Source organism: Methanococcus maripaludis C5, from assembly GCF_000016125.1.
Classification (GTDB): domain Archaea; phylum AGJL01; class Methanococci; order Methanococcales; family Methanococcaceae; genus Methanococcus; species Methanococcus maripaludis_D.
Genome location: NC_009135.1, coordinates 797826 through 823993, shown reverse-complemented (window position 1 = coordinate 823993; position 26168 = coordinate 797826). Strand labels below are relative to the sequence as shown.

The 26168-nt window shown below is 32.0% G+C and carries 27 protein-coding genes; 12 read left to right on the top strand and 15 right to left on the bottom strand.

What is annotated here, in order from left to right; translation table 11 throughout:
• The first annotated feature begins 51 nt into the window (after positions 1 to 51).
• Positions 52 to 369 (top strand): hypothetical protein, encoded by a 318-nt coding sequence (locus MMARC5_RS04280; protein ID WP_011868610.1) that lies wholly within the window; start codon positions 52 to 54, stop codon positions 367 to 369.
• A gap of 80 nt (positions 370 to 449) precedes the next feature.
• Positions 450 to 1370, top strand: coding sequence for a DNA adenine methylase (locus tag MMARC5_RS04275; RefSeq protein WP_011868609.1), 921 nt, complete (start codon positions 450 to 452; stop codon positions 1368 to 1370).
• Between the two features lie 19 nt (positions 1371 to 1389).
• Here the strand turns inward: MMARC5_RS04275 and MMARC5_RS09765 are convergent, their stop codons facing one another.
• Positions 1390 to 1560, bottom strand: coding sequence for a hypothetical protein (locus tag MMARC5_RS09765; RefSeq protein ID WP_196793260.1), 171 nt, complete (start codon positions 1558 to 1560; stop codon positions 1390 to 1392).
• Between the two features lie 123 nt (positions 1561 to 1683).
• On the opposite strand from MMARC5_RS09765, the gene MMARC5_RS04270 reads away from it, so the two are divergent.
• Positions 1684 to 1938: a PRC-barrel domain-containing protein gene (locus MMARC5_RS04270; RefSeq protein ID WP_011868608.1), complete on the top strand. Its 255-nt coding sequence runs from the start codon at positions 1684 to 1686 to the stop codon at positions 1936 to 1938.
• A 24-nt stretch (positions 1939 to 1962) separates the two neighbouring features.
• Positions 1963 to 2766, top strand: a complete 804-nt coding sequence (locus tag MMARC5_RS04265) for an aspartate dehydrogenase (RefSeq protein WP_011868607.1) — start codon at positions 1963 to 1965, stop codon at positions 2764 to 2766.
• A 55-nt stretch (positions 2767 to 2821) separates the two neighbouring features.
• On the opposite strand, the gene MMARC5_RS04260 is transcribed toward MMARC5_RS04265, so the two are convergent.
• From MMARC5_RS04260 to MMARC5_RS09755, 5 genes are all read right to left on the bottom strand, one after another.
• Positions 2822 to 3751 carry an EF-Tu/IF-2/RF-3 family GTPase gene (locus tag MMARC5_RS04260; protein WP_011868606.1) on the bottom strand — a complete coding sequence of 310 codons (930 nt, stop codon included), beginning with the start codon at positions 3749 to 3751 and terminating at the stop codon, positions 2822 to 2824.
• A 157-nt stretch (positions 3752 to 3908) separates the two neighbouring features.
• Positions 3909 to 4397 carry a hypothetical protein gene (locus MMARC5_RS04255; protein WP_011868605.1) on the bottom strand — a complete coding sequence of 163 codons (489 nt, stop codon included), beginning with the start codon at positions 4395 to 4397 and terminating at the stop codon, positions 3909 to 3911.
• A gap of 30 nt (positions 4398 to 4427) precedes the next feature.
• Positions 4428 to 6626: a methyl-accepting chemotaxis protein gene (locus MMARC5_RS04250; protein ID WP_011868604.1), complete on the bottom strand. Its 2199-nt coding sequence runs from the start codon at positions 6624 to 6626 to the stop codon at positions 4428 to 4430.
• Positions 6627 to 7178: 552 nt separating this feature from the next.
• On the bottom strand, positions 7179 to 7601 hold the full coding sequence (locus MMARC5_RS09760; protein ID WP_052287714.1) for an MFS transporter: 423 nt from the start codon (positions 7599 to 7601) through the stop codon (positions 7179 to 7181).
• A gap of 35 nt (positions 7602 to 7636) precedes the next feature.
• Positions 7637 to 8407 (bottom strand): MFS transporter, encoded by a 771-nt coding sequence (locus MMARC5_RS09755; protein ID WP_052287713.1) that lies wholly within the window; start codon positions 8405 to 8407, stop codon positions 7637 to 7639.
• Positions 8408 to 8851: 444 nt separating this feature from the next.
• Between MMARC5_RS09755 and MMARC5_RS04240 the strand changes: the two genes are divergently transcribed.
• From MMARC5_RS04240 to MMARC5_RS04225, 4 genes are all read left to right on the top strand, one after another.
• Positions 8852 to 9511 carry a corrinoid protein gene (locus tag MMARC5_RS04240; RefSeq protein WP_011868603.1) on the top strand — a complete coding sequence of 220 codons (660 nt, stop codon included), beginning with the start codon at positions 8852 to 8854 and terminating at the stop codon, positions 9509 to 9511.
• A gap of 24 nt (positions 9512 to 9535) precedes the next feature.
• Positions 9536 to 10627, top strand: a complete 1092-nt coding sequence (locus tag MMARC5_RS04235; RefSeq protein WP_011868602.1) for a uroporphyrinogen decarboxylase family protein — start codon at positions 9536 to 9538, stop codon at positions 10625 to 10627.
• A 122-nt stretch (positions 10628 to 10749) separates the two neighbouring features.
• Entirely contained in the window at positions 10750 to 11778 is a 1029-nt protein-coding gene (locus tag MMARC5_RS04230) for a methylcobamide:CoM methyltransferase MtbA (RefSeq protein WP_011868601.1), read from the top strand.
• Positions 11778 to 13556: an ASKHA domain-containing protein gene (locus MMARC5_RS04225; protein WP_011868600.1), complete on the top strand. Its 1779-nt coding sequence runs from the start codon at positions 11778 to 11780 to the stop codon at positions 13554 to 13556. Before MMARC5_RS04230 ends, MMARC5_RS04225 begins: the two co-directional genes overlap by 1 nt.
• 26 nt (positions 13557 to 13582) lie before the next feature.
• Here the strand turns inward: MMARC5_RS04225 and MMARC5_RS04220 are convergent, their stop codons facing one another.
• Positions 13583 to 14446: a uroporphyrinogen decarboxylase family protein gene (locus MMARC5_RS04220; RefSeq protein ID WP_011868599.1), complete on the bottom strand. Its 864-nt coding sequence runs from the start codon at positions 14444 to 14446 to the stop codon at positions 13583 to 13585.
• A gap of 69 nt (positions 14447 to 14515) precedes the next feature.
• Positions 14516 to 15820 (bottom strand): MFS transporter, encoded by a 1305-nt coding sequence (locus tag MMARC5_RS04215; RefSeq protein WP_011868598.1) that lies wholly within the window; start codon positions 15818 to 15820, stop codon positions 14516 to 14518.
• Between the two features lie 250 nt (positions 15821 to 16070).
• On the opposite strand from MMARC5_RS04215, the gene MMARC5_RS04210 reads away from it, so the two are divergent.
• Complete coding sequence (locus MMARC5_RS04210) at positions 16071 to 17192, top strand: double-cubane-cluster-containing anaerobic reductase (RefSeq protein WP_011868597.1); 1122 nt, start codon at positions 16071 to 16073, stop codon at positions 17190 to 17192.
• A gap of 1048 nt (positions 17193 to 18240) precedes the next feature.
• Here MMARC5_RS04210 and MMARC5_RS04205 read toward each other — a convergent pair.
• On the bottom strand, positions 18241 to 19014 hold the full coding sequence (locus MMARC5_RS04205; RefSeq protein WP_011868596.1) for a S1 family peptidase: 774 nt from the start codon (positions 19012 to 19014) through the stop codon (positions 18241 to 18243).
• 435 nt (positions 19015 to 19449) lie between these two features.
• The gene (locus MMARC5_RS04200) at positions 19450 to 19683 is read right to left on the bottom strand and encodes a hypothetical protein (RefSeq protein WP_011868595.1); all 234 of its coding nucleotides are present in this window, start codon (positions 19681 to 19683) and stop codon (positions 19450 to 19452) included.
• A 228-nt stretch (positions 19684 to 19911) separates the two neighbouring features.
• Here MMARC5_RS04200 and MMARC5_RS04195 point away from each other — a divergent pair, with 228 nt between their 5' ends.
• On the top strand, positions 19912 to 20460 hold the full coding sequence (locus MMARC5_RS04195) for a hypothetical protein (RefSeq protein WP_011868594.1): 549 nt from the start codon (positions 19912 to 19914) through the stop codon (positions 20458 to 20460).
• 78 nt (positions 20461 to 20538) lie between these two features.
• Here the strand turns inward: MMARC5_RS04195 and MMARC5_RS04190 are convergent, their stop codons facing one another.
• Both MMARC5_RS04190 and MMARC5_RS04185 read right to left on the bottom strand, forming a co-directional pair.
• The gene (locus MMARC5_RS04190; protein ID WP_011868593.1) at positions 20539 to 21177 is read right to left on the bottom strand and encodes a YczE/YyaS/YitT family protein; all 639 of its coding nucleotides are present in this window, start codon (positions 21175 to 21177) and stop codon (positions 20539 to 20541) included.
• Between the two features lie 420 nt (positions 21178 to 21597).
• Positions 21598 to 23091, bottom strand: a complete 1494-nt coding sequence (locus MMARC5_RS04185) for a prenyltransferase/squalene oxidase repeat-containing protein (protein WP_011868592.1) — start codon at positions 23089 to 23091, stop codon at positions 21598 to 21600.
• Positions 23092 to 23593: 502 nt separating this feature from the next.
• On the opposite strand from MMARC5_RS04185, the gene MMARC5_RS09750 reads away from it, so the two are divergent.
• Positions 23594 to 23797, top strand: a complete 204-nt coding sequence (locus tag MMARC5_RS09750) for a hypothetical protein (RefSeq protein WP_048058459.1) — start codon at positions 23594 to 23596, stop codon at positions 23795 to 23797.
• Between the two features lie 221 nt (positions 23798 to 24018).
• Here the strand turns inward: MMARC5_RS09750 and MMARC5_RS09980 are convergent, their stop codons facing one another.
• The 3 genes from MMARC5_RS09980 to MMARC5_RS09970 are packed head-to-tail and all read right to left on the bottom strand — an operon-like array spanning position 24019 to position 24802.
• Positions 24019 to 24429 carry a serine protease family protein gene (locus MMARC5_RS09980; RefSeq protein WP_331270720.1) on the bottom strand — a complete coding sequence of 137 codons (411 nt, stop codon included), beginning with the start codon at positions 24427 to 24429 and terminating at the stop codon, positions 24019 to 24021.
• 54 nt (positions 24430 to 24483) lie between these two features.
• Positions 24484 to 24684, bottom strand: a complete 201-nt coding sequence (locus MMARC5_RS09975) for a hypothetical protein (RefSeq protein ID WP_331270719.1) — start codon at positions 24682 to 24684, stop codon at positions 24484 to 24486.
• On the bottom strand, positions 24650 to 24802 hold the full coding sequence (locus tag MMARC5_RS09970; protein ID WP_331270718.1) for a hypothetical protein: 153 nt from the start codon (positions 24800 to 24802) through the stop codon (positions 24650 to 24652). Before MMARC5_RS09970 ends, MMARC5_RS09975 begins: the two co-directional genes overlap by 35 nt.
• A 511-nt stretch (positions 24803 to 25313) precedes the next feature.
• Between MMARC5_RS09970 and MMARC5_RS04170 the strand changes: the two genes are divergently transcribed.
• Positions 25314 to 26168, top strand: a complete 855-nt coding sequence (locus MMARC5_RS04170) for a class I SAM-dependent methyltransferase (RefSeq protein WP_011868591.1) — start codon at positions 25314 to 25316, stop codon at positions 26166 to 26168.

Here is a 26168-nt window from a genome sequence, read left to right as displayed (position 1 = left end):
TTCTTTTTATAAATTTTAACTTAGATAAATGTTAGATGTGGGGGGACATAAATGATAAGATATACTGGAAGTATTGGGGAAAATGAGATAATACTTAGAAATATGGAGTATCTTGAAAGTAAAAATTATAATTACATATCGGAAATTATTCCAGAGACTTTAAAAAAGACTTTATCTGGCATTGATTTTATCAATATGGCTGAAAAATTACTTCAAGACGTCGAAAATGAAAGAATACGAAGCGATCTAAAAAAAATATTAACTGCAGAAAAAAAAGGATTAATTGATCACATGGTACTTATACTAAATTACGAATACTTTAATAATGGGATTAATATATCAAATGTAGATCTAACTGATCATATTTAACGAAATGATCCGATATAATGATCCATTGCTAATAAATATTTCCAAATTTATATTTTTTATGAGTGCCTGCTGATGATTTTATGAGTAACGAAGCAAAACCTTTTTTAAAATGGGCCGGTGGTAAAAGACGGCTTTTAAACCAGTTTGAAGATCATTATCCCGAAGAATTACGAACTGGAAAAATTAAAAAATACGTGGAGCCATTTTTGGGCGGAGGTGCAGTTTTTTTCGGCCTCCAAAGTAGATATAAATTCAAAAAAGTAGTTCTGAATGATATAAACCACGAATTAATGCTTTCCTACAAAGTAGTTCAAAATAATATCGAAGAATTGATTTCTATTTTAAAACCCATTGAAGAAAATTTTAACAAAATGAATTTTGAATCTCAAAAAGTAGAATATTATCGAATAAGGAAAGAATATAACATCGAAAAATTAAAAATTGATAAAAATGAGCCTGCAGACCTGGTCGGAAACGTTGCAAAATTTATTTTTTTAAATAAAACTTGTTTTAATGGACTTTATAGGCTAAATAAGAAAGGAATGTTTAATGTTCCATTTGGGAGATATATTCGCCCAAGAATATTTGATGAACCAAAATTGAGGGCAGTAAACAAAGCTTTAAAAAATGTAATAATAATGTGTGAAGATTACAGGAATGTCGAAAAGTATGTTGACATTGATGAAAACACTTTTTTATATATTGACCCACCTTACAGGCCACTTCCAGAAAGTGTTAGTTTTACATCATATTCCAAAGAAGACTTTCTTGAAAATGATCAGATCGAACTCAGCAACTGGTTCAAATATTTGGATGAAATGGGCGCGTATTTAATGCTCAGCAATTCCGATCCAACAAACACGGATCCAAAAGACCGCTTTTTTGAAGAACATTATGCAGGATTTAAAATCGATAAAGTTTCTGCTGGAAGAATAATAAATTCACGGGTTAACGGAAGGCGAAAAATAACTGAATTAGTAATCAAAAATTATCCAAAATAATTGTAATTTATGTATGAATTTAATAATGTTCTTCAGAAACCCATTCTTCCCATTTAATGAGTTTGTACCCGTCAATCATAACTGCATCGCGAATAATTTCCAATGTTTCAACAGAATTTCTATTTTGAACTATTTTTTCCCAAATATCTCCATCTTTTTCGAAATAAAATTTGATATATTCGAGTAACATGGTCGCACCTCAAAAAATAATTAATAAAACATATAAATGAAGTATATTAAAAATATTAACGATTAACAAAGATTTTATATTACCTTTTTCATATTATTGAAAGAATTTAACGGGAGGAGTAATATGGCAATTAAAATTAGTGACTTGTTGAACAAAAAAATATACACTACAGATGCTATATATGTTGGTAAAGTTTACGACGCCATGGTTGATACTGATAAGGCTGCAATAAGCGGTATTGTTATTACAGATGTTTCAAGCGGATGTTTAAGCGAAAATATCGATGATCCTACGAAAAAAGTAGTATTGCCATTTAATTTAATTTCAGCTATAGGAAATATTATTTTGATAAAGCCCCCAATTACAGGCAGATTTTAATTAATTAACCAAGTCGAGATTATAATGTTGAAAGTAGGTGTGGTAGGTTGTGGAGCAATTGCTTCACTAATCACTAAAGCTTTAATGTCAGATAGACTTAACAAGGCAGAAGTTCTGGCTTTTTACGATGGAAACTTGGAAAAAGCAGAAAAACTCGCGATGGAAACAGGAGCTGATTTTTGCAGATCTCTCGATGAACTGGTTTCAAAAGATTTAGATTTAATTGTAGAATGTGCTTCAGTAACTGCAGTTGAAGATACAGTTATAAAATCACTTAACAATGGCAAAGATGTCATAATAATGAGTGTAGGTGCATTTGCAGATAAAGATCTATTTTTAAAGCTTTATAAACTTGCAGAAAAACTTGAAAGGAAAATATACATACCTTCTGGTGCAGTTGCAGGTATTGATGCTGTAAAATCTGGATCGCTCGGTAAAATTTCAGACGTTACGTTAACAACGACAAAACCTGTCCACGGTTTAAAAAATGCTTTAGAAGAACAGGGATTGAATACTGATGAAATAAAAGAGCCAAAAACAGTTTTTGAAGGAACTGTTTTCGAAGCAATTTCGAAATTTCCACAAAATATCAATGTCTCAGTCGTTTTATCTCTCGCATCACGGTATCCTGCAAAAGTAAAAATCATTGCAGATCCTTGTGCAGTTGTGAATAGGCATGAAATATTCGTTAAAGGTTCAATTGGAACCATAAAAACATGTGTGGAAAATAATCCTTGCAGAGACAATCCAAAAACGTCTGCACTTGCAGCATATTCTGTTATTCGATTAATAAAGGATCTTTCTGAACCTATAAGAATCGGAACTTAAATTAATTTTTTTTAAATTTTTTAAAAAAAGAAATATTTTCAATTATTTTTTTATTTTATTCGTATTTTGAAATTCCAATGATTCTAACTTTTGCACTTCCATCCAGCATTACAAATGTATCGCCTTTTTCAAATGCAACAGGTTTTAACAACTTTAATTTTAATTTATTTCCGTTTTTCTCTTCAATTTTACAGCTTACAGTTTGAAGTCCAACAATAATCTGGTACCCTTCACCAACTGCAACTTCTTTATTCATGTATGGATTCCATTTCATTTCGAGTTCAATGACGTCAGAAACTTCTAATTCCCCGTTTGAAAGAATCATTCCCCTATCTAAGTCTTCAACACTGATTCCTTTCAATGAAAGACCAACTCTTGAATTGGTTTTAGCTTCTTTTACATCCCTATCGTGTACTTGAACACTTTTTACCATAGCTTTATTGTTTGTAGGGTATATTCTTAAATTGTCGTGTACAGAAACGTTTCCTTTGTCCACTTTTCCAAGGATTACTGTTCCAACACTTTTTACTGAAAAGAAGTGGTCTATTGGTATTTTTATAAATTCGCTACTTTTTTCAACTTCTGGAATTGAAATCATTTTTTCTCGAATTTGGATGTAGTCTTTTTCCAAAATTTCGAAATTTTTCATTGACGTGTTTGAAATAATTCCTTTTAACTGTTCAACATCTACGTATTCCCCAACTACGATGAATCCTTTTTCGACACCAAATAAATCGAGGGTTAATAGTGTTTCTCCGATTTCAGGTTTTATTTCATCGATAAAAACAAGTGCATAATCCATCATATTTATGGTGTAGATTAATGGTTGGATTCTTTCAGGGTATCTCGTAGGTTCGACAAATACTGCGGAATCGTCACCATTCTTGTGATTGTAAAGTGTAATATCTGTTGAAGTTCCTTTTTTTGCGATGTTTTTCCCCGCATCTGCAAAGTCACCAAATAGCCCTATTGTAACATCTTTCATAAATTTCACCATGTTTCTATTCAAACTGTTTCATAATTGGGTGCTTTTAGATATATAATGATACTATTTGAATAATTGGATAAATAGAAATGTTTTAAAAAATTGCATTCAAGAATAGTTTTTTTAATTAAATAATATTTTAAAAAATAATAAAAATTTAGAATTCAAACACTCCCAATTTATTAGCCACACGCAATATAACAGCTCCAATGGTGTTCATATGGGTGTAATTTGGAATGGGAATTGCGTATATTTTTTTCCATTTTAAATTCCTTTCTTCCAAAAAAATATCGTACTTATCTATGGAATATCTTAAAATGTCGTTTTTTCGCCACAATGAGAATTTCAGATAGTTTTTTTCATAATCTCCAATAAGTTCTTTGTAGGCATATTTTTTAAACACATCAAGGGCCAGTTTCTGTTCTAAATTCAGAGTTAGTTCCCTGATTTCATCCCGTAATACATTCAATACTACGATTGTAGACAGTAAAAGTTTCATATAGTCTCGCGGATTTAATTTATCAAATCCTTTCTTTTTACCTTCACAATATGTTGTAAAATACCTCAAAATTTCAGACGATGTTGAAATGGTTTTTGAACATAGTGAATTATACAAAGAAGATTCAAAGTCAAGATCGCACTCCATTATACCCCTCGAAAAATAAATGGAAAGAAATTAAATTTTAAACTGACTTGATTTTTTAGTCACTCTTTCAGCAATGTTTGTTACTTCTTCTGCAATGCCCCTAATTTCTTCGATAATTGAATTCAATTCTTCAGTTGAAGCCGTAACTTCTTCTGCAGTTGCAGTAAACTCTTCTGAAAGTGCAGCAATATCCTGCGCATGCTTCAAAGCATTTTCTGTATCGTCAGTAGCACCCTGCGCACCAACTTTAATTCCATTTATCTGGATTGTTGCAGTATTAACGCTTTCTTTAATTCTTAAGAGTGCATCATTTACTTCATCGATTGCAATTACTCCTTTATCGACTTCATCTTTTCCTTTTAATCCAAGTTCCATCGTATCTTCAATTCTTTTATTTACGCCATCAATTGTATGGTTGATATCTTCAACGGATTTTTTAATTTCTTCTGCGAGTGCTTTAATTTCGCTTGCAACAACTGCAAATCCTTTTCCAGCATCTCCCGCACGTGCAGCTTCAATCGAAGCATTTAATGCTAGTAATCCCGTCTGTTCTGCAATATCTTTAATTAACCCAGTAACATCGTTAATTTTTTTACCATCGTCACCAAGCATATTTATTGCCTTTCCCAGTTCATCAATTACGTTTGTTATTGACTGCATTCTTGTAATTGCATTTTCAACTTTTTTAACTCCATTTTCAGAGTTTTCGCTGATTTCTTCCGCAGATTTAACAGTTTCTACTGCTGCATCATGGGCACCTTTAGCTGCTCCGTAAATATTTTCAAGTTCGTCTGAAGCTTCCTGTAATTTTGCAGACTGGTCGCTTGATGCTTCTGCAACCTGATTTGCAGCTTCTGTAACTTGCGTTGCAGTTTCTTCTGCACCTTTAAGTTCATCTTCAACTTTTTGAACCTGAATTGTTAATAAGTCAACTTCTTCTCTTAAGTCTTTAATCAGCTGTGCAACATTTGCAACTGCAGTGTTGATTGCTTTTTGAAGTGTGTTATTTTCAGTATTTTCGTCAGCCCTTGCTGTAAAGTCCCCTTTTGCAACATTGTTCATTACGGTGGTTACGTTATTAAGGAGATTTGCAAGTTCAACTTTATCCATATCCATAGTTTTCATTAAATTTTTAACATTTTCAGCCATTCCATTGAATGAATCTGAAAGTTCTTCTAATTCGTCACCAGTTTTGATTTTGGTTTGATATTCGTAGTTTCCGTTTCCAAACTCATCAGTTCCTTTTTTGAGTTCTTCAATTGATTTTGTTATTCTCCTGTTTGAATAAGTCGAGATTAAAAATGCAACCAAAACACCAAATAATGCAAGCATTATGATTTTGTTTCTTGCATCAGTTTTAGCAGCAATTGCATCAGTTTGTGGAGCTCCAACAAATACCATTCCAATTACATCACCGTTTGCATCAGGTAATGGTGCGTAAGCAGTAATATACGGAGTTCCCAATACAACTGCAGTTCCTTTGTATACTGCATTTTGATTTCTCACGTAATTCCAAACTTCATCTGAAATTGAGGTTCCAACCGGTCTTTTTCCATCAGTAATTAAACTTGTGGTAATTCTCTGTTTTCCAAGCGAAAGGGTGGCTTCATCTCCAGTATTTGCTTTTAATTCATCCACCATTCCATTGTTGTTATTTAATATGTCGATTATTACAATTGAACCAACAATTCTACCATATTCATAGACGGGATAAGTAACAACCATTCCAAGTGCATTTTCTACATTTTCAACCTTGTAACCACTGTTTATTTTGTATGCCGCACTTGCAGGAATTGATTCAAAAGAATTCTTTGTATTTGAACTTATCATTTTTTGTGCTATACTTCCAATCTGAATATTGGATCCAGCAGTAGATGCAATTGTATTTCCATTCGAATCTAAAACAGCGACACAATCTGCATTAATTGCTTCCCTAAATGTTTCAGCACCAATGCTTAATTTTTCAGAATTTTTATCAGACACTGCCGTTATAACATCAGCTTTGTTTGATGCATATTCACAAATTGAATTGAATTCACTAAATCTAGCATCAATCATCTGTTCTGCAATTTTTATATCTGTATTAATACTTTTTTGGGCATTATCATCCAAAATACCTGCGATGGTATCGTTTGCAACGAAACCAAATACAAGTATCGGTATCAAAACGCTTATAATGGAGAAAATAAGCATTTTAGTACTCAATTTCTTGGTATTCAATAGTTTCATAGTATTCAACCCCTTATTATCATGGATTATGGGAATTTAGTTAATTGGCTATTAACTAACCTTCTTCATTTTGTTTATTTAGCGAGGTATATATTCTTTTTATGTAGGTAATTAAAAAACGCTTTAAATGATTAGTTTGAATGGTATGTCCAACAGAAAAACTAATCGGGTACGTAAATAGGGTAATATTTGCTGCGAGTACTGTTAGACAATTTAAGCTACATTTTAAAATTTGGATCGAATATGGGAATTTATGTATTTGGCATCGGAAGACCACATTTTCTATAATATTGGCAGTATTTACCGTAGTTTTGATTTAAAAATTACTATTTTTTTAAAAGACCTGAATTAACAAGTTATGGCTGAAATCAAACTATTTTTACTCCATTTTTGGATAATCAAGTACACAATCTTTTTTAATTTCTGGTTATTTATGTAGATTAATCATGAAAAGGTTCTGGAACAAGAAACACAAATGATTAGTTTTTTGAAAAATTTAAAAGCATCAATTACTGTTTTAATTTAAAAAATAGTCCAAAAATGAGCTTAAAATTACATAATCTGTTTTTTAAGCATAAAAAACAAAGCTATTGCTAAAAGTTCAATGGAAATCAATAGTGAAACCATCAAGAAAATGGAAATCTCGTACAAATATCCTGTAAATATGGCGCCGATAAATAGGGCTAAGCCATAAATTACGCTAAAAATACCGTATGCAGTTCCTCTTTTGTTTATTGAAATAATGTCTGCAATGGATGCTTTCATTACGGTTTCATGTGAACTCATAACAATTCCCCAAAGGAGCATTCCACCCAATATCAACAAGAAATCATGGGAAAATACCAGTGGAATAAGCACTGCAGTTAGTATGGGAACTATCCCTAAAATTAAGAGCCCTGCTTTTTCGTTATCTCCTTTTAATTTGAAAGAATCATATATTTTACCGATAATGAGTCCAAATATCGCATCAGCCATCATCGCAACTGCATAAAAAAAGGGAATCTCTTCATCTAAAAGAATACCCGTACTTTCAAATGAAATCCAATAAATGCAAAACTCACAAAACCAATCGTTGTAATAAATGTATATAATGAATACGTCCAGAATACTTTCGGGATTTTTTCAGACTCTTCTTTTTTTGAGTTTAAACTTTCAAACTCTTCAGGATACCTTACTTTAAAGTAAGCAAAGAATAGTACTAACATTAGCATTACAAAAGGCATCCAAAAATAAGAATACCCCTGCTGATAGTCAGCTACCGTTTTTATGGATCCTGCACCAATAAAAACGAAAGTAAATACAAGAGGGCCAATCACTGCACCGATCTGATCCAAAAACTCTGCAATTCCGAACCCAAGCCCTGTTCCAACCTGTTTTGTTGCATATGATAAAATTGTATCCCTTGCAGGACTTCTTAATTCTTTACCCATCCTTTCAAGTACAATAAATATCGCAGCAAACTGCCAGTAATTTGAAAGTGCGAGAAGCAGTACAGAAATAAGTAGGCCATATCCAAAAATTGTAAAAAACCAGTGTGCTTTTGTTTTATCTGAAAAATAACCGGATAATAACCGAATAGCATATCCCAAAAATTCACCAAAACCTACAACAAGTCCGACAATCAGAGCGCTCGCACAGAGTGTTTCCAAGTATGGACCATTTACACTTCTAGCACCTTCATAGATTACATCCCCTAAAAGACTAATTATCCCAAAAAGAATTATGAGAAAAATTGCATTTTTTTGATTTTCGTCCAATTTACCGAAGTAGTTATTAAACATAGGAAATCACTCATAAATTTTTGAGAACTCTGAAAATTAAGATAAATTGTACTCATATAACTTATTAATTTCGTAATTTTTAATATATTCTTTTGAAATTAAATTTTTAAAAAATATAAAAAATGACTCTAAAAAAGCATATTCATTAGATAATATCGATAATGCTTCATTTTGGAATCATTTTTCTAAAAAACCCCAAGTGATCCTGTAACAATAAGACCAAAAGATAATCAAATATAAAATTAATAACCTGATTATGGCCCCGTCAGGGGTAACTATACTTTTTATAATTGTCGTATTTTTAAATCACAATACTAATTAACAATTAGTTTTCTTCATAATGTTAATAATCATTAGTTTTCTTCATGAAAACTATAAAAAATATTATTACATATTTGTGTTGTTAATTTTGCATTGCTAAATTTTAAACTCAAGAGGTCAAAAATGAGTGAATTAAAAGAACGACTAATAAAAGAACTTTCCGACTCTATTGTCGAAATGGACGAAGAAAAAACAGAAGAACTATCTAAAAAGTATATTGAAAATGGATTTGATGCATTTGAAGGAATTACGGAAGGTCTCGCGGAAGGGATGAATAGGGCAGGAATACTTTATGAAGAAGGAGAATACTTCATTCCTGAACTTTTAGTCTGTTCTGACGCAATGTACCTTGGTTTAGATATATTAAAACCTCATTTGAAGTATACTGATTCAGATAGCAAATTTAAAGCAGTTGTTGGTGTTGTTGAAGGAGATACTCACGATATTGGGAAAAACTTATTTAAAATTATGCTCGAAACACAAGGCTTTGAAGTTTATGATCTGGGTAGGGATGTTCCACCTGTCGAATTCATAAAAAAAGCTAAAGAAATCAATGCAGACGTATTGGGACTTTCAACGCTCATGACGACTACAATGGACAATATGAAAGTCGTTATTGACATGTTGAAAGAAGAAGGAATGCGGGAAAAAACAATTGTAATGATTGGAGGAGGTCCAATCTCACAAAGTTTCGCAGATAAAATCGGTGCAGACGGCTATGCACCGGAAGCCTCAAAATCTGCAAGGATTGCAAAAGAATTAGTTACAAAATTAAAAAATTAAGTTAAATGTTACGGAGAGATTATTATGGATTACCCAGACAAAATGACACCCGTTGAAAGAGCTACTGCTAAGGCAAAAGGGGAGCCAATCGATAGAATTGCATGTAACCCAAATATTGGAAACGGAATGGCAAGAATTGCAGGCTATAAAATTTCACAATTTAACACGGATCCAGAAGCATTAGCGGATGCAATTATCAAAACATACAGAAGATTTGGATCAGACGGTGCAAGAGTCTTCACAGATTTGTTTTTGATTTCAGAAGCAATGGGTGCAAAAATTAACATGCCCTATGACAATACTGCAGATTTGGAAGAACCTGCAATAAATAACATGTCAGAATTTGATAAATTAAAAGTCATTGATCCATACACGGATGGTAGAATACCCGTTCATTTAAGGGCACTTGAAATTGTACGAGATGAAATAGCAAGTGACGTTGGAGTTACTGCTTCAGTTGTTGGTCCATTTACAAACGCTTTCTTTTTAATTGGCGTAGAAAAAATGACAAAAATGCTTTTAAAAGACCCAGACTCAGTTCACAAACTATGTGAAATTTCACTCCAAAGCTGCATTGCATTAACCGATGCAGTTCTCGAAAAAGGGACGGGAGTTACAGTTTCAGAACCACTTTCTTCATGTACTGTTGTAAGTCCAAAACATTTCAGAGAATTTTCAGCACCTTATTTAAAACGATTAATAGACTATATAAAAGCAAGAACTGGAAAATTGGTCATTCATATCTGTGGAAAGACTGATCCTATCTGGGAAGATCTTGTGGATATGGGTGTTGATGTTTTAAGTATTGATGATATTGCAGATCTGGAAAACTGTGCAGAAACCGTTGGTGACAGAATGGTTATTGCAGGAAATGTCGACCCTTCAGGAGTATTGTATGCTGGTTCAAGAGAAGATGTTAGAAAAGCTACCTTAAAATGTATTAAACAGGGAATTAATGCTAAAAAAGGATACATGATAATGTCTGGATGTAGTCTTCCTGTAGATGTTCCTGTTGAAAATATTGATGCAATGATGGATGCTGCAAGGGAAGCCGGATGGCCAATTACCGAAGAAAAATTAGATTATTTACTTAGTATTGATAAATACAATGACTAAGTATTCAAATTATTAATTTATTCACCCAGATTTTATAATTTTTAAATTTTTGGTTTGATTTTTTTAAATTTTATTTCAAAATAGATTTTATATTTGACAATTTAAATAAAAAGAGTGATTTAATGATTACGCCAAAAGAAAGGCTTTCAAAAGCCCTCAATGGAGAAGAAATTGATAGGGTCCCTTGCATATGCCCCGGTGGCATGATGAACATGATTACAAAAGATATCATGGACATTACCGGAGTATACTGGCCAGAAGCACATACTGATGCTGAAAAAATGGCTAAACTTACAGTTGGAATGTATGAAAATGGCGGGTTTGAAAATTACGGAGTTCCATTTTGTATGACTGTTGAAGCTGAATCAATGGGTGCAGGAGTTAAAATGGGGACTGATATTACTGAACCAAGAGTTACAAACTATCCAATAGGGTCTGTTACAGAATATGGAAAATTAAATCATATAAATATTGATGAAGGGCGTGGAAAAACAGTTTTAGAATCAATAGACATTTTAAAAGATAAACATACGGAAGTTCCAATAATTGCAAATATTACAGGCCCTGTTAGCACTGCATCGTCTTTAATGGAGCCTGTAACTTATTATAAAGAACTTAGGAGAAAACCCGAAGTTGCAAAAGAATTCATGGATTTTGTGACCGAAAATTTAATCGAATTTGGAAAAGCACAGTTAAAATCCGGTGCAGATGTTTTAGCAATATCTGATCCAAGTGGAACTGGCGAGATATTGGGTCCAAAAATGTTCAAAGAATTTGCAATTCCCTATTTAAACAAAATCATTGAAGAAACAAAAGATCTGGCAGAAACTGGAACTATAATCCATATTTGTGGCAGGTTAAAGAGCGTATTTGAAGAAATAAATTCGTTAAAAAGTGATGCGATAAGTTTTGATTCAATTACTGATGTTGGACAGGTGGTTGAAAACGTATCAAGAAAAGCAATTATGGGAAACGTTAGCACATTTACTCTTGAAAATGGAACACCTAAATCTATTGAACGAATGAGTCGAGCATGTATTAAATACGGGGTTGATATTTTGTCCCCCGCATGCGGAATAGGAGTTAGAACAAAGTTAGAAAATATTCAGGCAATGGTCAACGTTTGCAAAAACTCTAAAAGGGGAGATTAATGGCAGTACTGGAAATATATAACGATAAAAATAAATTTGAGTTTGAAGAAGGGGAATTTATTTTCAAAATTCTTCAAGAAAACGGAATTAAAATAGAAGTTCCCTGCGGGGGGGTTGGAACTTGCGGAAAATGTAAGGTAAGGGTTGTTGGTGGGGAAACCACACCATTATCCCCTGAAGAGCTTGAACATTTATCAAAAGATGAAATTGATGGGGGAATCCGCTTAAGTTGCCTCACAAAAGCATTAGGAAATGTAACAATTGAATTATTAAATTTGGATGAAAATCACAAGATTTTAACCGATGGTTATATGCCAAACTTAAAAATTAATCCGCCGATCACAAAAAAAATCATCAATTTATCTGAATGTGAATTAAATAAGAATAATTATGAAGAAATTGTTAATTCCGAATTAAATGTGGATAAAATACAGGATATCGAAAGTTTAAAAGCTCTGCAAAAATCATTTAAAACAGGAAATTTGACTTCGATTTTTTTAAATGATGAATTAATCGGAATCGAACATGGGATAAATAAAAAAATATACGGAATTGCGGTTGATATTGGAACCACCACTGTTGTAGCATCTTTAATAGATATGGTAAATGGGGTAGAAATTGCATCTGAAACTATGATAAATCCTCAAAAAGAATACGGTTCAGACGTACTTTCAAGGATTGATTTTGCAAACAAAAATGAAAATGGACTCGAATTATTAAATAACGCAATAATTGGTGGTATAAATAAACTTATTTTTGATTTATCGACTCAAAATAACATTTCAGTTGAAAATATCTATGAAGTTTCAATTGCTGCAAATACTACAATGATGCACTTTTTATTGAATATTGATGCGGAGTCAATTGGAAAATCTCCCTATTTGTCCGTATTTTTATCTGGAAAAAACATTCCTTCGAAAGATGTTGGAATAAATATTTCCCCATTTGGTAGAATTTACTGTTTACCTGGAGTTTCAGGATATATCGGAGCAGATATTGTTGCAGGCGTTATAGTTTCTGAACTTTTAAAAGCTGAAAAAAATGTTCTTTTTATTGATATTGGTACAAATGGGGAGATAATATTTTCAAAAAAAGGCATTCTTTCGTCATGTTCATGTGCTGCGGGCCCTGCACTCGAGGGGATGAATATAAGCCATGGGATGAGGGCTGCGAACGGTGCAATCGAAGGGATTAAATTTACTGAAAATGGAGTTGAATTAAAAGTTATTGGAAATAAAGATCCGGTTGGAATTTGTGGTAGTGGAATATTGGATTCAATATCGGAAATTGTTAGAACAGGCCTTGTTGGTAAAACTGGCCGGTTAATTAATGCCAATGGTAAAAATAATGAATATACAAATTTGATAATAGAAAAAAACTCAAAAAAATTCGTGCAGATTTCAAAAAGTCCAGAAATAGTGGTATCACAAAAAGATATACGGCAGGTTCAACTGGCAAAAGCAGCAATTGTTTCGGGATTTTTGGCACTTCTGGATGAAAATAATTTAACAATGGAAGAAATTGATGAAGTAATCATTGCAGGACAGTTTGGAAAACATTTAACTGTTGAAAGCCTCGTTGGAAGTGGAATAATTCCAGAAAAACTCGGTAAAAAGGTGAGATATATTGGAAATTCTTCCAAAACTGGTGCTTTAATGTGTCTACTTTCAAAAGAATCACGAAATGAAATGGAGTCAGTTTCAAAGGACATAAAATATTTTGAACTTTCTACCAAAGAAAACTACGAAAAATTGTTCGTTGATTCCTTAAATTTTTAAGAATCAGCAATTAAAATAATAATTTATTATTCTTTTATTTCCCAAATTGTATTTTTTGGAATTTTATAAATTGATTTTTTGATGCAGTTGTGCCCAATAATCTTTGTCTTTGTGTTCTCACGGATTAGTTCATAAATTGCTTTTCCATATGTTTCAGAATTGCAGTTTATTGGGTTAAATTCGTACATTCCTTCATTTTCAAGTGAAACAGACGTTTTTCCACAAACGTGAATAATACAGTTTTTTTCTTTTGATTTGACTTTTTCGATAATGTTTTTAGCAATCTTTCCGCTGTATTCCCTAAAGACTTTTGGACCAACAATATCAATACTTCCTGCTGGATCTCCAAAAGAAATAATTTTAGCCCCATTTTCAATTCCCGAGAGGACATATTTTACAATTTCATCTTCTAAAAAATTTAAGAAAGTATTCATTCTTTCGGGGTTCTTTCTGAGCTCTTTATAAAAAATTCTAGACTCCATTAATGAGGAAATTATTGTAATTGGCCCTTCAACGGTAAGAATTGGGAGTTCACCTGACTTTTTTAACTCCTGAATAGCATCAAGAACCATTCTGATTCGACCAGAAGTTAGATCAATCGGTTTTATGGTTTCTAACTCATCTAAATTTTTAAAAGCGTATTCTTTAGCTCTTGGGCCATATTTTTCATCGCCCATGTTAATTTTAGCACCCAATGATTCTGCTTCAACAGTCATGCAGAATGGAACTCTACAGAACAGGTCTTTTTTATGTTCTTTCATTATTTTTGAAAATTCTACCATATCTGAAAGATTTTCATGTATATCTGGAAATTTTAAATTTTTTGATGCAATTAATTCTTTTGGAATGTTTTCTAAATTGTCGCTGATGCATGAAAATGTTTTTTTCATAAATTTCACCACGTTTAAATTGATTTTTAAATCTTAAAAAAAATGAAAAAAGAAAATAATTTAGTGGATTTAAAGTCCTTTTTCTTCTGAGAAATAAACACAGATTGTTGCAATAACCATTCCAACAGCAAGTAATAACCATGCCATTTGGTATCCTGCACTGGTAAATCCTCCTAATGCATTAAGCCCGTAGCTTGCGATTACTAAACCACAAACTTGCTGGAGTACTGCACCACCAAAGAATGGGAAGAAGTTGAGGATTGATGTGGATGTTCCCGCTATCGAGATGGGAAATAATGATTTCACCTGTCCGTAGCATACAACGAAGAATCCTGCAAAGAATCCGAATAATATGTATAGGATTTTATAGAATAATGGATTGTCCATTCCGTTAAAGTACCATACTGCAAACCATAACAAGGTGTACATTATTGTACCGATAATTAATGTCTTTTTTCTTGATTTTAAAACTTTATCTGCGATGTATCCTGAAACAGGGCATCCTAAGATCAAACCGATCCCGATAAACGTTAAAAGACCTGCGTATGTAGCTTTGTCCCAACCTAAGATATCTTTAAAGTATGGACCGGCCCAAAGTCCTTGGTATGCCATCAATGATCCGTAGTAGAAGAAAAACCATACTGCCAACGGCCAAAATGATTTTTTACCTAAAACCATTTTAATAGAATCCATGATTGATATATTTTCTGCAGGTTTTGTTGCTGTTGAAACAGCTTCACCATTTTCATGAGCTTCAATATCTTCAATATTTGGAAGACCCATTTCTGATGGCCTATCCCTAATAACTATGTATGAAAGAATTGCAAGAGCAATTGATACTACACCAAGCCCCATGAATACTGTTTGCCAACCTAATGCCGTGTTAAGGTAAGCAAGTGGCGCTGCTGCGGATAATGCCCCAACGTTTCCAACTGCGAGCATTATACCACTTTGGGTGGCAAATTCGTTTTTTCTAAACCAGATCGAAAGCATTTTCATTATCGGAATGTATACTGCAGCTACACCAATACCGATTAAAAGCCTCCCCATGATAACCATGTTAAAGTCAGTTGCAATACCCGTAAGAATTGCACCTGCCGCTGCAACAAGTGTAAAAACAGCAACGACCCTTCTTGGTCCGAATTTATCAGACATTATACCTGAAGGAATCTGCATTAATGCGTATGCATAAAAGTAAACTGATCCAAGTAGACCCATTGAAGTTGCGCCTACCCCAAACGTTGTCATGAGATCTCCAGCCATAACTGCTGGCGATACTCTGTGGAAATATACGAAGAAGTAAACTAAAGCAAGAACTGCAAAGATTACCCATCTATACTTCATCATTTTGCCGATGTTGTCTTTGGATAACATGTATGACCTCAAGAATAGTTATTTTTAATTTTTTTGGTATCTTAAAATCTAAGACCGTCATTGAATTATTTAATTCCCAATATATATTGATAATGGTATTAGATTAAATGATTATAAATTAATATATTAAAATTTAGCTGTTTATTTAGAATTAATAGATATTTTAATAGATATTGAGTACAATAAAAAATGAAAAAGAATTTAAATAATCTCTTAGAAGATAGTTTAAACTATAAAAATCGGTGAAACTTTGGAAGAATTAAAAAGTATTAAAAAACTCGACGAAATCTATTCAAAAAGAAAAGATGAATTGTATCAAGAAAAAGACGAAGGAAAGAAAGTATTTGGTAGATTTTGTGTATTTGTACCTACTGAAATTATATGTGCAGCTGATGCAATTCCGGTTGGACTTTGTGGCGGAAAAGAGTCTACCATTCCTTCAGCAGAAGAAGATTTACCGAGAAATATCTGCCCATTGATCAAATCTTCATATGGGTTCAAAAAAGATAAAAAATGCCCTTATTTTGAGGCTGCTGATGTTATTGTTGGGGAAACCACGTGTGATGGAAAGAAGAAAATGTTTGAACACATGGCAGAGATGTCAGAAATGTATGTTATGCATCTTCCTCATTTTAAGGATGAGAGATCGTATGGATTATGGCTCAAAGAAGTTTACGATTTCAAAAATTACGTAGAAAAATTCACTGGAAATAAAATTACCGAAGAAAAATTAAAAGAAGCAATTGACGAAGAAAATGAAGAAAGAACGCTGTCACACAAGCTTTACGAATTAAGGTCTAATATTCCTTCCCCAATAACTGGAACTGATGCACTGAAGATATTCCAGAGGTCATTTTTGTTAAATATAAATGACAGGATCGCAACTTTAAAAGAGTTAATATCTGAACTCGAAGAACGGGTTAAAAACGGTGAGGGATACACTGGAAAAAGAATTTTGGTTGCAGGATGCCCGATGGTTGCAGGAAATACTAAAATTGTGGATATTATTGAAGAAGTTGGTGGACTTGTAATTGGCGAAGAAACATGCACAGGCACTAGGAAATTCGATAATTTAGTTAATGGGTACACAATTGACGATCTTGCAGAAAGGTACTTTAAAATCAACTGTGCATCCGCATATAAAAATGACAGCAGAATTGAAAGAATAAAAGAACTCGTAAAAGAACAAAAAGCTGATGGAGTTGTTTATTACACATTACAATACTGCCATACCTTTAACTTGGAAGGCGCTTTAATTGAAAAAGAACTGAAAAATTTAGGAATTCCAATAATTAGAATAGAAACGGATTATTCAGAAAGCGATAATGAACAGATAAAAACAAGAATCGAAGCATTTGTTGAAATGATTTAATTCTTTATTTTTTTAATTAACTTTTAAAACAAACGGCACAATCACTAAAGTCACGGGACACCGTCAGTATGCCTTGTTCCAAAAATAATTATTTTGGTGAATGTCCAAAATTTATGGCCCAGGTTGGTGAAACTTGAGGATGAGACTGCCAATCCAGTTATTTATTTCTTAACATACCTTCAAATCTCGATCTCCGCGTTTTTTTAAAATCTATAAACTCTTTTATTCAATATTTTATAAGAAATTACGTTGTTGATAGCTTTTAATTATATGCACCTATGAACATTATTGTAAAGATTTGGAGATATTGTAGGGAACGACTTATATGCATATACGTCTGAAAATCTGGTTATGTATTCTAGAAAGTTTAAAAGTAATTGAATGAAAACAATGAATTTTAACAATTTTAAATATTTGAAATACCGATAAAATACAAAAAAGTATTATTTAATGTTGTTATACATTATGCCTATTATGCGAGTTATTTGGGGCGTTGAAATTAGTAACTCCCTTAACAAAAATATTCCTGTATCTTTGGGAATTTTTATCATTATTTTTTTATTGTTATTACCTTTTTAAGGTGCTAATTGGAAATTATTTTTGAATACGTATATCCCAATGACATTGGGAATGTTTCAGTGACTCAAAAATTATGCAACATCCATAAATTACCCGGGCGGGTTATATGGATAAATTCAAAATTGTAAAGATACATAGTTAAATATCCTCGGGGAAGCTTTTTTTAGTTATCGAAAATTGCATTTGTTTAACTATTATAATTTAAACGTAAATTTATTTTTAAATGTCTTTTGACTTTATTTAACATATAACGGAATAGCTCTTTGAAGATCAATGTAAATTTAAATAATTTATTTTTTTTTATTTATGGGTTTTATGGCCCTAGATCAATAATCATGTACTTTATAAAAAGCTTATTTTATTATTTCTTCGGTTATTCAGATATGATATAAGCTTAGGAATATTGTAAGAATGAAAAATAGTTATTTAGTTGTAGGCATGGAAAAAGCATGTTTAAAATTTTAAATTATTAGTCAACAGGAATATCTCGAGACATTAATACGCCAATAAATTCCTTATCGTTAAAGCTAGATACGACCCCGTAAAGGCTTGGAATCATTATTGGTATGGGATTACCATTATTGTCCTTAAGATGTTGCTGTGGAATGACTAAAGGCTGAAATCTGGAACAGATTGCATGAGCATGGCCTGTTTCTGTTGCAATAATTGGCCCGCCACTATTTCCATAATTCAATGCTTTATCCAGTACATAATTCTTTGGACCTCCTGCACCCATATTTGTATCAAAATTCGATGAAATTATTGCAGATGTAACTCGTGGACTCAATTTTGTATATCCTAGCTCACCGGGTTTGATTATTCCATAGCTCGATAATGGATAACCAAAAGAATAAACTTCGTCACCCATTTCAAGATGCCCTGTTGAAACTTTTATAAATGGAAATTCAGTTTTTTTGTTAAGCCATTCCTTGTTTGAATTTTTTTCAAAATCCACTTTTAACAAAGCTATATCTAATCGTGGAAAAATATGCCCTAACGATACATGCTGGCATATTTTTTTATAGTCATGTGCATTTTGCTCTTTTATCAAAACTGCCCTATCAAGATCTTTTCTTGTAGATCCATTTTTATCAAGGATCACATGTGCAGCAGTTACAAACCATCCCTCGGGAGATATAAAAAAACCAGTTCCCGCAGGAGTTGGCATTCCACCTACTTTTGTATTGGGTAATTCGATACAAAAAGTAGCAGCCATAACATTTGAAAGTGTGTTTTTTATCACAATTACGCCCCCGTAATCTATGATATTAATTATTTTAATAGAAATTTAAAAACTTTTTTTAATTAATTATATATGCAAGTTTAATTTTTTGAAAAGAGGGAAATTAGAAATTCAGAAAATCTGCCCTGATCTGCGAATTAGTGCAAATATCATAGTATATTCACTATCCAAGATGTATCTTTGAATATATAATTTGATAAATTGAATGGCATGATTTTAATATATCTGGCTTCGAGGATTTATTTTTTTAAACGTTAATCTTAAGGAATTAAATCATGGTTTTAAATAATCTAAAACAAAATCTGAAAATTTTATTTATTTGCGTTGTATGGGGTAAAGTATTTACTCTATTTTATATTCGCCGGTCCAAAAGACGTGTAAATGGGCATTAATATGATAAAATCTAAAATTAAGAAATTTAAAACAAAATTATAATCATTTGATTATAAGTTCCATGATCGCAATTCCGATAATTGAAACACCCATGAAAAAACGTAATAAAACCTGAATTTCACTAGTTAAATCGTCCAAAAACGGAACAATGCCACAAAATAAGCTGTGAAATACCGTTAAAACTACGGATGCTAAAAACATTACTAAAAGAACATTGAATAGCATGTATGAGATGTCTTTTTTAAAATACCTTCTTATTAGTGTTTCAACGTCCATTTTAATCCTTTGCCCCAACTTTTTAAACTTTCTGGTATATTTCGGCTATAATATATATCTTATTTGTGATTTAATCAAATAATGGGGATAATAAGATTTTAAATAGGATTTTGTCGTAAAATTATAGACTTATTGGGATATAACCAACATTTTTAAATATATTTTTAAAAATAGATTGATTGGGACATAATTATTATTTTTGGAACGTTGAACTATTTTGGTGTGAAAATGGATATGGATAAACTTCAAAATTCTATTTTAGAAAAAATGTATTTGGAATGCCGAAAAGGAAATTCAAGTCTTCAAAGAAAGGATTTTATAGATATTGAACAGGATGATCAGACTTTAGATGATGCCTTTAAAAATTTGAAATCGAGAGGATATCTCGAAATAAAGTCAAGAGTTCATACGTCAGTTGGTATTTTTTATATCGTAAAACTTTCAAATACAGGTCTTGCATTTATCGAAAATTCACAGTATTTTAAGGATAAATTTCCTAAATTTGAGCCGATAATTTGCGATAATAGTATTATTTTTGGAATCGGTAGTGAACATTTAATTACAATACTGCCGTTTAAAGAAGTTTACAATAAAATTAATAATAAAGATCCGGAAAATAAGTTTGAAATCGTCAGAAATATTAGAATAATTGAAAAAGAACTTTCAAACAAAAAAATTGAAAAATCAAACATAAAAAATGCGTTAAATTATTTAAAATCGGATGCAGATTGGATTTTAATAGATGTGTTTGGTGCAATACTTGCAAAATTCGAGTAATTTAATTTTTTTAAACTAATTTTCAAAAATAAAAAAAGAAAATGTTATTTTTCGCTAAAAAATTAGGTAAGATTTTAGCTAAATTAATTTTACATTTCCAATTATGGATGATAGCGTATTATTAAAGAATTTTACAATAGAACCCACCATTACAGCAGCAATAAGAGTTCCCTCACGTATTCCTTGTATCTGGTGCAAAAAAATGAAAGAACTAAGGATACCTACGGCAACCATTGAAACATCGACTCCAATTTTTGCTTTCCCAAATTCTTTCTTAAATGTATCGGAAATAGCCATTGCTAAACCCTCTCCCGGAAGGTAAATAATCTTTGCTTTTACCTCTGGATAAACACCAAACGCAATTGTGATACAGCTGAGTAAGCATAATGCTATCTGCCATAGGTAATTGGGAATATAGGGATTAGAAATCATATACATTGTTAAATCAATAAATAAGCCAAGTACAAACACAAATGGCAACTGTACCAATATTGAACGATAGTTGCGACGAAGCAGAATCATTTGCAACATGATTAATACTGCATTAAATAAGATTGTTATTTGGCCCAAGGTAAGTGGAAACTTACAACTATATACGTACGGAACACAGGATATGGGGGATATTCCTAGATTGGCCTTAACTGATAAAGATACCCCAAAAGCCATAATAAAAAGTCCCAAGGTAAATGTTACAATCCTTAACAATAATTTATTCATTTTTTTATACGCCTTTATAAGATTAGTTATATTAAATTTATCAATCCGCTATTTATAACTTAACGTGTTTTTAATAAAAAAATAATGTCCCAAGAATTTAACTGTTAAAATGTGTAATTTTAGCGTAAAATTTAGATTTATCAAAATAGACCATAAAATCTAACGGATCTCATAAAATATTGGATAAGGAATCTTTAAATCAAAAACAAAGGGGTCAAGATTTAAAAACAGGGTACTCAGGTAGTAACTGGATTAACTTGGCAAAACGTAAGTATCATACATATTTGATAAATTTTAAAATGAAGTTTTAAAATTTAGGTATATTTGGAGGTTCATCTGTATAAAACTCGCTTTTATAAAGATTTACTAGTAGAATGTCCCAAATGTATCGATTAAATCTTAAAATATAAAAAAAGAATTTTATTTAATTATGATGCAGTCCCTTCCAACAAACTGCTCTCCATCGTAAGTCCTTCCTTTGATACAAAGGCATAACTCGTCGTTTTTCTCGTAACAACCAAGACCTGCTTCAACAAGTTCTTGAGTGTCGTATTTCATTGAAAAGTCTGTTATTCCATCAGGTTTTGTACGGATGCAACAAGTATCATCTTCATCAGGAATATAACTTTCGGTTACATCATCATATACCCATCTTAAAGGTGAAACACCTTCAAATTCCATAAATTCTCCATCTACACACATTCCTATTTTTAGTGTAGCGGGGTCGATGTCGTATACATCAAATTCTTCAGAACCTGCAATTGCTACAGGCTGTACCCCATTGCTTTTTATGTTAATCGGATTTGGACAGCTTCCGGGCTTTACATCAAATCCGACCACGAATTCCTTAACTACCGTAGCTTTTTCAAGTGTTAATAAAGCCCATTCTGTAGATAATATCTGGTTTCCCCAATAATCGATAGGCCATGAACCATCTGCATTTTGGGTAGTTACTATTGCAGTTGCAAAGTCGTCATACCAGTCTATTCCATCAATTTCTTCAATTTGCATGTATTCAAGACCTTTCATGACACAATACATTGATTGATAGTGGATTCTCCATCCTGGATCGGTATTAGTATCATTCCAATGTCTTACTAAATAGTCCACTGCATCAGTTAATCTACTGGTTTCAGTAGTGTCGCCAACAAATCCCATTTCAAGTATCAAATTACCTGTTTTCAAACAATTTACCCAATCAGTTGGTGTAGTGTATCCCGAACCACCATCATTTAAATCTCCATCTACATCGTTTTGAATATAATTTATCCAAGAACTAAGTCCAGTTTTCAATGGATCTGGAACGATTGCTCCAGCATTTTCAGCATATGCAAGGCCGATTACAGCATATCCCGTATTTGAATTGTCACTTGGAGGGTCGGGCTCTGCTTTATACCTCCAAGCACCATCTGCATGTTGCGTGGCTACAAACCAGTCGACCATGTCCTGAACCATGGTTTCATTGTATTCATCGTATCCTTTGAGGTTTGCATATGCCATTAATACTATTGCTGTGTTATATGTGGCATGTCCTGAACCCATAAATAAAATTCCCTGTCCATTATTATTTGTTCCAGAATCGTCAATCGAAGAATCAACTATTTTTTGTGTCTCAAGCCAGTTGAATCCCATAATCACGTTTTCAGCATATTCATATTCATCAGGTTCAAAAGGATCAACCCCAAGTTCCCGTGCCCGATCTACTAGTTTTATAAGTGCAAGACCGGTTTGCGCCGGTAACTCATAATTGCAAGTTCCCCAAGATCCGTTACAATTTTGCTGAGATACAAGCCATTCGATACCATCTTCTATTGAAGCTTCGATTTCTTCTTCTGTGGCAGCAGTTGCACTCGGCACAAATGCAAGAGGTGCGAGAACCATTATTAAAGCTATCACTAAAGCTGATTTTTTCATTAAATACCCCCTCTAAAAGTTAATTTTAAAAAAGTAGCTTGTTAAATTAAGTAATTTACAATATAAGTTTTTTAAAAGCTTCTATATATTCTTTATTATTTAAAAAAAGGTTTAAATTTAAAAATAAGATTTATTGTATTGTATAACTCGAATAAACCATATAAAAAAATTGTAATTTTGAATAATATCTTTTTCATTCCATTATTTTTATGAAATATTGATTTTTAACTTTTCTAATATTTGATAATGCAAAATTATATTTGAACAGAAAATTAATTTTAAAACTTTTTTTAATCTTCAAATATTTTCCAAAAGACAGTTTTTAGCTCAAAATATTTTAAAATATTATTTTTGGGACAATTTAGGGTGGGAAGTGTCCTGTGACGTTTGGCAGTGGTTCTAGGTGTTTTAAACTCAACAAAAATTAGGTGAACTAGATTCAATGTCAAACTTAAAAGAAGTTAAAAATTAAAAAAGTAAAAACACAAATTCAGGTGATTTTATGAGCAAAGGAGAATTTAATGGCCTTAAAAGAGTAAACGAACCATGGCATTTGTTCATTACACAGCTTTTTTCAATATTGTATTCATGTACTAAATTGGGTTGCATAGGATTTAAAGCAGTATATTCGACACTGTGTTTAATATGGGGGAAAATAAAAACAGTAAAATTTCACCATATTATCCAAAAAAGACAGAAATTATGAAAATTACGGTATAAAAAACGTTAAAAAATTAAAAAAAATTTTCAAACTTTTTAAAAGATGAAAATTGCAATTTAAAGGTGTTAAACCGCTCTGATTTTTTGAAAATTGAGAAAAAAATTGACATGAATACCTTCAAAATAAATTCTATGTCGAACTTAAACGAAGTTAAAAATCTTTCAAAATATCTAAGTAAATTTGAAGAAATATATTGTAATGCATAGCTACTCTTCAACTGTAACATTTAATGACTTAAATAAGTTAATAATTTCCTTATTGTCAAAACTAGATACAACCCCATAAAGACGTGGAATTATTATTTTCATGGGTTTTCCAAGTTTATCTTTTAAATGGGGCTGTTTTATGGTTACTGGCTGAAAACTAGAACATATTGCATATACATTTCCCGTCTTTGTCGAAACAATAGGTCCTCCACTATTTCCATAATTTAGTGCTTTATCGAGTACGTAGTATTTTGGATCATTTTCACTTACTGCTAAACTGGTAGTTTCCAAATTTGAAGAAATTACTGCTGAAGTAACCCTTGGACTCAACTTTACAAAACCCATATCACCCGATTTACTTATTTCATAGCTTGATAATGGATATCCAAAAGAATAAACTGGTTCACCCATCTCAAGAGGCAGTGTTGAAATTTTTATAAACGGAAATTCAGTTTTTCCATTAAATCATTCATTATCAGAATTTTTTTCAAAATCAACTTTTAAGAGTGCAGTGTCTAATTCAGGTAAAATATATCTAAGGCTCACGTATCGGCATATTAACCCCGGGGTATCGACACTTCCCTCTTTTGTTAAAAATGCGTTATTGACATCGGTTCTTGGAGCGCCATTTTTATCCATAATTATATGTGCTGCAGTAGAAACCATCCATCCGGAGATATAAAAAACCCGTTCCTGCAGGAGTCTGCATGTTATTTAACTCTTTATTTGGTAATTCAATACAGAATGTAGCTTCTTTAACCTTCAAAAGTGTTTTTCTTATCATAATATTTCCCCAAATTAGCAATAAGTATAATAAATTTATTAAATTTTAATTTATTATGGTTAAATATAACTTGAAAAATAATATATATTAACATCTATTCAATTTTACTTGTAATTTTATAAATTAATATTGATTATGGGCGGATGTAAATCAAAAGTTTTTGGGTTCATATTGTACGCAAAATAATCAAAACGAGTAATTAATCTATTTAATTAGGATAAAACTTTTTTTAAATTGTTAAAATGTATTATAATTTAAGTTAACATTTAATTTAAATGACGTAAATACTCGGATAATTTTAAGTAAATCTAAAAAAAGTAATTTATAAACTCCGTTGATACATGAAACAATGGAACCAGTATTTCAAACAAAACCGATACAATCTATGTTGAATATTCAAAATAAAAAACAAAATTTAATTCAAAAATTACTTATGAAATAAAATCGGAGTTATTATATTAAACTGAAATGGAACTGAATTTTAAATTTAAATGATCTAAAATGTGATACTATGGATGAAAACAGTGTTAGCAACACTTCATTGTGGACTGCATATATGCGTGCTTATCACAGCAAAAATGCTACCAACAAAATCTTTGACGACCATCTAGCCTATGATTTGGTACCAAAAGAGGTGCGAGAACAGATTGAACAACAGATCATCCATGAAGTTTTTTTACCTGGAACAAATAATATTGTCACCCGTGCACGGTATACTGAAGATATAGTGGAAGAAACTATTCAACAGGGCGTAACTCAGTATGTAATTCTTGGTGCAGGAATGGATACATTTGCATTTCGGCGACAGGATTTAATGGAAAATTTGAAAGTTTTCGAAATTGATCATCCTGCAACACAAGAATTTAAATTTCAAAGAGTTACCAAGTTAGGTTGGAAAATTCCGGAAAATTTACAGTTTATTCCAATAGATTTCACTAAGCAAGATTTAGAAACTGAACTTACCAACTCACCAAATTATGATCCCAAGGCTAAAACGTTATTTAGCTGGCTTGGTGTCATTAATTATTTAACTCGGGAAGAAGTGGAAACAACACTTCTTGCTATTGCAAATATTGCTTCATCGGGCAGTAGAATTGTTTTTGATTATATGGACCTTAATGCAATCGAAATAAATAAAAAGTCCCAACAAGTACAAGAATCAAAAAAATATCTTGAAAAAATAGGCGAACCAAGAACAACAGGGGGTTTTTACCCTTCAGAATTGGGCGAAGATCTTTCAAACTTGGGATTTAATCTTTTGGAAAACTTAAGTCCGTCGGACATTGAAAAACGTTATTTAAGGGGGTTTACTGATGTGCAAAACGCGCTTACATATATAAATTTTGCATATTCAGTGATTAAATAA

Excerpts from the sequence above, each read along its gene's own strand:
- MMARC5_RS04190 (WP_011868593.1), bottom strand. The coding sequence starts at position 21,177 with ATGAATAAATTATTGTTAAGGATTGTAACATTTACCTTGGGACTTTTT.
- MMARC5_RS04225 (WP_011868600.1), top strand. The coding sequence starts at position 11,778 with ATGGCAGTACTGGAAATATATAACGATAAAAATAAATTTGAGTTTGAA.
- MMARC5_RS09980 (WP_331270720.1), bottom strand. The coding sequence starts at position 24,429 with ATGGGTGAACCAGTTTATTCTTTTGGATATCCATTATCAAGCTATGAA.
- MMARC5_RS04255 (WP_011868605.1), bottom strand. The coding sequence starts at position 4,397 with ATGGAGTGCGATCTTGACTTTGAATCTTCTTTGTATAATTCACTATGT.
- MMARC5_RS09970 (WP_331270718.1), bottom strand. The coding sequence starts at position 24,802 with ATGATAAGAAAAACACTTTTGAAGGTTAAAGAAGCTACATTCTGTATT.
- MMARC5_RS04215 (WP_011868598.1), bottom strand. The coding sequence starts at position 15,820 with ATGTTATCCAAAGACAACATCGGCAAAATGATGAAGTATAGATGGGTA.
- MMARC5_RS09975 (WP_331270719.1), bottom strand. The coding sequence starts at position 24,684 with ATGGTTTCTACTGCAGCACATATAATTATGGATAAAAATGGCGCTCCA.
- MMARC5_RS04280 (WP_011868610.1), top strand. The coding sequence starts at position 52 with ATGATAAGATATACTGGAAGTATTGGGGAAAATGAGATAATACTTAGA.
- MMARC5_RS04240 (WP_011868603.1), top strand. The coding sequence starts at position 8,852 with ATGAGTGAATTAAAAGAACGACTAATAAAAGAACTTTCCGACTCTATT.
- MMARC5_RS04230 (WP_011868601.1), top strand. The coding sequence starts at position 10,750 with ATGATTACGCCAAAAGAAAGGCTTTCAAAAGCCCTCAATGGAGAAGAA.
- MMARC5_RS04195 (WP_011868594.1), top strand. The coding sequence starts at position 19,912 with ATGGATATGGATAAACTTCAAAATTCTATTTTAGAAAAAATGTATTTG.
- MMARC5_RS04200 (WP_011868595.1), bottom strand. The coding sequence starts at position 19,683 with ATGGACGTTGAAACACTAATAAGAAGGTATTTTAAAAAAGACATCTCA.
- MMARC5_RS04260 (WP_011868606.1), bottom strand. The coding sequence starts at position 3,751 with ATGAAAGATGTTACAATAGGGCTATTTGGTGACTTTGCAGATGCGGGG.
- MMARC5_RS04220 (WP_011868599.1), bottom strand. The coding sequence starts at position 14,446 with ATGAAAAAAACATTTTCATGCATCAGCGACAATTTAGAAAACATTCCA.
- MMARC5_RS04275 (WP_011868609.1), top strand. The coding sequence starts at position 450 with ATGAGTAACGAAGCAAAACCTTTTTTAAAATGGGCCGGTGGTAAAAGA.
- MMARC5_RS04235 (WP_011868602.1), top strand. The coding sequence starts at position 9,536 with ATGGATTACCCAGACAAAATGACACCCGTTGAAAGAGCTACTGCTAAG.
- MMARC5_RS09755 (WP_052287713.1), bottom strand. The coding sequence starts at position 8,407 with ATGTTTAATAACTACTTCGGTAAATTGGACGAAAATCAAAAAAATGCA.
- MMARC5_RS04185 (WP_011868592.1), bottom strand. The coding sequence starts at position 23,091 with ATGAAAAAATCAGCTTTAGTGATAGCTTTAATAATGGTTCTCGCACCT.
- MMARC5_RS09760 (WP_052287714.1), bottom strand. The coding sequence starts at position 7,601 with ATGGCTGATGCGATATTTGGACTCATTATCGGTAAAATATATGATTCT.
- MMARC5_RS04265 (WP_011868607.1), top strand. The coding sequence starts at position 1,963 with ATGTTGAAAGTAGGTGTGGTAGGTTGTGGAGCAATTGCTTCACTAATC.
- MMARC5_RS09750 (WP_048058459.1), top strand. The coding sequence starts at position 23,594 with ATGAGCAAAGGAGAATTTAATGGCCTTAAAAGAGTAAACGAACCATGG.
- MMARC5_RS09765 (WP_196793260.1), bottom strand. The coding sequence starts at position 1,560 with ATGTTACTCGAATATATCAAATTTTATTTCGAAAAAGATGGAGATATT.
- MMARC5_RS04170 (WP_011868591.1), top strand. The coding sequence starts at position 25,314 with ATGGATGAAAACAGTGTTAGCAACACTTCATTGTGGACTGCATATATG.
- MMARC5_RS04270 (WP_011868608.1), top strand. The coding sequence starts at position 1,684 with ATGGCAATTAAAATTAGTGACTTGTTGAACAAAAAAATATACACTACA.
- MMARC5_RS04250 (WP_011868604.1), bottom strand. The coding sequence starts at position 6,626 with ATGAAACTATTGAATACCAAGAAATTGAGTACTAAAATGCTTATTTTC.